Origin of the sequence: Nocardia sp. NPDC058497, from assembly GCF_042720195.1 — a bacterium.
In the GTDB taxonomy this organism is placed as follows: domain Bacteria; phylum Actinomycetota; class Actinomycetes; order Mycobacteriales; family Mycobacteriaceae; genus Nocardia.
Window position 1 is genome coordinate 1 of sequence record NZ_JBHXMY010000538.1, and the last position, 4,022, is coordinate 4,022.

The following is a 4,022-nucleotide window of genomic DNA, read 5'->3' on the forward strand; positions in this document are numbered from 1 at the left end:
CCCATACCTCGTTCAGTTCATTACTGATCACTGCCACCTTGTGTGCATCAACCAGGTTTTCGGTAATCGGTGTCAGGGTATCATTCAGCTGGCCGAGTTCACCCTTCGGCTTATCCTTCCCTGAAATCTTTTCGAGCAGGTTCTTGGCTGCCGCCACCAGATTTCTTATCTTGTCCAAAATAGGCTTGATGGAATTCCAAACTTGCATGCAGATATTACCCAGTGAGACTATCTGCCAGGTCGTGCCGAGAAATGGCACCTTCTTGAGCGCCACCTTGACTGCGGTTTTGCCGTCAGTGACGTCGACTTCTTTTTGCAACAAGTCCTTGAGCTGCATAGCGATCGCGATGCAGCCCTGAGTCACTTCCTCGGCAATAATTGTGAGAACGTGATCGACAGACCTGCCAACTGGCCCCCACCATTCAACGGATTTACTGAGATCCCGCGCATAGTTTTCGAAGGATATCGCAGCTTTCCCGTCCCAAAAATTACTGAGCTGAAGTGAGCTCCAGCTAATGTTCTTTGAACACGCCTCCATCGCATTACCATACGTACGGTATGCCCCGCCGAGTCTACGGAATTCGTTCCAGTTTCCCTCTAGCGGCTCGAAAAGCTCACCGAGCGGGCTCCACTTTTCGTCCGTCGCAAGTCGGATCCCTTCATTGAAATCACCGAGCCATCCCGTCTTGTCCTCGATCGCCTTGACGAGGTTCTCCTCAAGTCCATCCGGCGCCGGCAATTCAAGATTTTCGGGGGCGGTGTACGAGATCGGGTCGGGGTAGCTTTCAGTAATTCCCTGCCCGGCAACCGATGGCGAACTCTCACGTCCACCAATATTCATTGTGTGGCTATTCAACGCGGCGTAAGTGCGCTGGTCTGTATCATGATACATCCACGCCGCCCGATTCAGATTTATCGAGGTGCCTTCAGTTGCTGACGAGAAGTTCTTGGAGGACTGATTGGCCGTGTCTCTCAAATCAGTCGCTGCGGGGACAATCTTAGAGATGATATCGCCCATCATCTTATCGGACGGCGTCCCGTGATTGTTTATGTAACTGGCCGCATTTGTAAGATCGCCTGCAATCTCTCGGAATACCACCGCGATTCCCGCGATCTCATCCGGATGCGCCCTGAAAATGTCGTTGTCGCCCACTTCTAATACCCGCCCGTAGTGTGGTTGCCATAGATGCGATGCATCTCATTGTCGATCCATCGCACCATTATTGATTGAAGGTCAGAATTTGTTCCCGGCTCGATTCGGATGCGGTCGCTGTTCTTGTGGTGGATGTACCGACCATCGCTTTCGAAATCGAACCACTCGATGACCCGGCGAGGGATGTCGCGGGTATGGAAGTCGCCAATTCGGAGAGCCGCACATCCCGAGCCAGCGAGAGGGCGGTCGATCAGTCGGTCGTACCGCTCGCGGGGAGAGTTCCTGGCCGTATCGGTGAAGTAGTTCGTGCGGTCAGGTGCAAGGTCTTGGATGTGAAACTCGTCGGGCCGATGTCGACCGGGGGCGCAGGGAGGGATTCGGGTGGCGATACCCTTACCGAGGTTCTCGGGTCGTCCCCGTCGAACCCAGATCGGTCCATCGGCACCGTTGACGACTGTTTGCGCGGCGATGACCGCATTGTGTAGGTCCCTGGCACCCACGATTCTGTAATGGGTGTGATTGCCGGAGTCTTCGACCCCGTTATCAGCGGAGACTTCTAGTCGGATGTCAGCCGTAGCGAGGGTGTTCAGCGCGAGCGCGATCGCCGCCGATTCCGCATCTGTATACCTCGCACGGACCTCTCGACCGTGAGCGTCGAACTCCTCGCGGTAGCGGAAGCGGCTGGTGAAGTGCAGTGGGCGGGGGAAGCGGTCGCGGCCGTCGTTCAGCCAGAGCGCGGCGAAATCGTCAGGGTCCCAGGTCCATTCCGACATCAGGCGTCTCCCGACGTGCGGTCCGTGCGCGGCGGGTTGGCCGAGGGTAAGTGACTGCCGAGCACACCACCGCGAACCGTTGAGGGCCGGTCCCCGATGCGCTCATTCGTGTTGGCTTCTGTGATCAGGTACTCGGGAATCTTGTGTTCGGATTCGTCGTCTTTGCCACGGCCTGCACCAGCGCCCATCATGCCGGGCATGCCCGACATTCCGCGGGCTCCGGCTGATGCGGCGCTCGCGGCGGCGGCCGCTGCTGCCGGCGCGGATGTCGGCAGCCCACCCGGCAGCGCGGCACCCGCCTTCGGCGCGGCTGGTGACCCAGTGCCAGGCGAACCGCCTGTCCCGCCGGGGACACCCGATCCGCCTCCGTTTCCACTCCCGAGTCCCGTGGGCTGGTTCGTGGTGGCCGGATTCGTGGCGGCGGGTGTGGTCGCCGGCGACTCGGTGCTTGGGTTGTTTGTACCAGCGGTGTCTGTGGAGTCGTCCTCTTCGGTCGAGGTAGGGGTCGACGACGAGGGGTCCTCTGTCGGAGAGGATTCGGTCGGAGTTTCCTCCTCCGTGTCCCCGGTGTCAGTTGTCGGTGCCTGTTGCGTCCCGCCGTTCGAACCGGGTTGATTGCCAGCACCGTTCGTGTTGTCGGGGACGGTGCTTCCGCCGGGATCCTCGGTGGACTGGGTGGGGTTGGTCGGCCGGGGCAGAACCGGGATTGCGCTGTCTGTTCCGGAGAATGGCAGGACGTACTGGTTGCCCATCACGTCACGGGCATCGTCCTCAGCGTCCTCGCGCTGGCCTCGGACGACTGCCTTGTTCCACGGCATACTGTCCAGGAAGCCAGGATCCACTTCACCAGGCAGCGCTGATTTTGTCTTCACCGCGGCAGCCGCCGCAGCAGTGACCTGATCGCTCATAGTGGTGAAGGCGGGGGTGAGTTTGTCCGCGTCAGACGTGTACCGGCGGATGGCGTTGACCGATGCCGTTGCCGAGTCGCCTTCCCATGCTGACGCGATCGAGACCTGCATGCGTTGGCGGAACTGCTCCAGGGCGTTGGTCCATTTCGTCCCGGACTCACGGTATTTCGTTGCGGCGCCGTTGGCGGGGCCGGTGGCGACCTGTTCGAACGCGCTGAGAATTCCCTTGTGGGTCCAGCACAGAGGTACCTCCGTGGCGGGCGGAATCTTGACGGGTTCAGTGCCGGTCATTTCGAGCTCCCCGCATCGAGTGCGGCGACTTCTGTGTGGAAGCGCGCGGCCCACGCTTCGTCTTCTGCCATGAACCGGTCTCGAATCACCTGATGGAGAACGCGGATGTCTTCGACGATCTTGTAGTGCTCTTCAAGCACATCGTAGAAAGAGTCGTCACCGCCGCGAGCCTTCTTTCTGAATCGGTCCGCCATGACGCTCGCCGAGGTTAAACCCGAGTTCGCCTGATCGCCAAAGCCCCAGGTCTCGATCTTCGAAATGTCGGTCATCGACTGTTGGATCTGCCCAATTGCGGTCTGGAACTCGGTACATTCACGATCGATTCGCGCGAATTCCTCCGGATCCATCCGGAGATTCAGACTTCCACCCCGTGCCTGCTCGATCAATCCTGAGAATGCACTCTGACCGTTCTCTCCCGCCAAAGGAAGCCCTCCTACGCCGATATTGATTGCTACTCAAAGACTTTCGGGAATCGAAGGGGCGATCTTCTCCGCGAGCGAACGAGCGATCTGACAGGAGTCCAGGTGGCCGGTATCCCGACGTGACGGCGGGTTGACCACGTTCACTTCCACACTGCCGCCGCGCACGGCCACGTTGACATCGCAGACTTCCTTGAGGTTCGGCCCGTCGAACTGCCGCGTGGAGATCGCCTCACGGCCCCCGATCGCAAAGTCTGTCGCATCTTGAAAGTTTCGGTCACGCACCATCGGCACAGTCAGGTTTGTCATGCGGATACTCGCCGCGTAGCCGCCGCCACCCTTGTAGACCCAGTCACAGCCCTTCCAGACCACACCACCAGGTGCTTCGGTAAGGTCCGGTTCCTTGCTGCCGAGTCGTTCCTCAGTCAGAACCTGCTCAGGAACATCAGTGCAAGGGTCGTACCCCGATGGCACGTCC

5 protein-coding genes are annotated in these 4,022 nt (G+C 59.4%); all 5 read right to left on the reverse strand.

Going from position 1 to position 4,022, the window contains the following annotated elements; translation table 11 throughout:
* A partial coding sequence (locus ACFWPJ_RS26730) for a hypothetical protein (protein WP_378855330.1) occupies positions 1–1,153 on the reverse strand: 1,153 nt, incomplete at its 3' end.
* A 2-nt stretch (positions 1,154–1,155) separates the two neighbouring features.
* The gene (locus tag ACFWPJ_RS26735) at positions 1,156–1,926 is read right to left on the reverse strand and encodes an ESX secretion-associated protein EspG (protein WP_378855332.1); all 771 of its coding nucleotides are present in this window, start codon (positions 1,924–1,926) and stop codon (positions 1,156–1,158) included.
* The gene (locus tag ACFWPJ_RS26740) at positions 1,926–3,125 is read right to left on the reverse strand and encodes a hypothetical protein (protein ID WP_378855334.1); all 1,200 of its coding nucleotides are present in this window, start codon (positions 3,123–3,125) and stop codon (positions 1,926–1,928) included. The genes ACFWPJ_RS26735 and ACFWPJ_RS26740 overlap by 1 nt, the downstream gene beginning before the upstream one ends.
* Positions 3,122–3,472: a hypothetical protein gene (locus tag ACFWPJ_RS26745; RefSeq protein WP_378855336.1), complete on the reverse strand. Its 351-nt coding sequence runs from the start codon at positions 3,470–3,472 to the stop codon at positions 3,122–3,124. Before ACFWPJ_RS26745 ends, ACFWPJ_RS26740 begins: the two co-directional genes overlap by 4 nt.
* A gap of 108 nt (positions 3,473–3,580) precedes the next feature.
* The coding region (locus ACFWPJ_RS26750) for a DUF3558 domain-containing protein (RefSeq protein WP_378855338.1) at positions 3,581–4,022 on the reverse strand (442 nt) is incomplete at its 5' end.